This is a genomic window from Clostridium tarantellae, assembly GCF_009295725.1.
In the GTDB taxonomy this organism is placed as follows: Bacteria; Bacillota; Clostridia; order Clostridiales; family Clostridiaceae; genus Sarcina; species Sarcina tarantellae.
On record NZ_WHJC01000572.1, the window covers coordinates 1 to 791 of the forward strand.

Sequence of the window (791 nt, forward strand, 5' to 3'; positions counted from 1 at the left end):
ATATTATCTTTTGAGATTATAATTAAATAATCTAATAATTTTAATAAATTTTTTTCATTTAATTTCTTTTCATTTAAAATATAAAGATTTAAATATTTTTTTACCTTTTGCACTATGTTAATAATATTTTTTATTTCCTTTAAATTTTTTTCATTATTTTCATAATTATCCTTAAGCATTATATTGCAATTTTTTTCTTTTGCCTTTAGATAAGTAAATAATTTTAATGAAATATTATTTATTAAATATTCCATAGGGATAAACCTAATTCCATTTATAGTTTTCTCTTTATTTTTTACGGTAAATCCTATTTTTTTATAAAAAGATACTGAATAAGGTGATGAGTTAACAGTAATTTTAATAATATTTTTAGTTTTACATACATCTTCAACCATTTTAAATAATTTTTTCCCTATTCCTTTTTTATGATAATTTTTATCTATAAATAACAAACATATATGATTAATATTTTTTGTTGCAATTACTCCAATTAAATTATCATTATCTATAGCTCCATAAAACTTTAATTCTCCTTTATAAAACCTTTCAAGAACACACTCATATTCTATAAAATTTTTAAATTCTTCAATCCCTTCTTCTGAACAATCTTTTCCATTAAATTCTTTAAAAACTTTCCATACTAAATCAAGAAGATTTTTTATATGCTTTTTTTGTAGTTCAGTGAAAATCACTTAAACCCCTCCCCTAAAATTAAAAATTTCAACCTATAATTACACTATTTATTATATATATTAATTTTTAAAAAATATAATTATAAAAATATTCCTAAA

The 791-nt window shown here is 18.2% G+C and carries 1 protein-coding gene; it reads right to left on the minus strand.

What is annotated here, in order from left to right:
- On the minus strand, positions 1-692 hold a 692-nt coding region (locus GBZ86_RS16415; protein ID WP_152892446.1), incomplete at its 3' end, for a GNAT family N-acetyltransferase.
- Positions 693-791 lie beyond the last annotated feature (99 nt).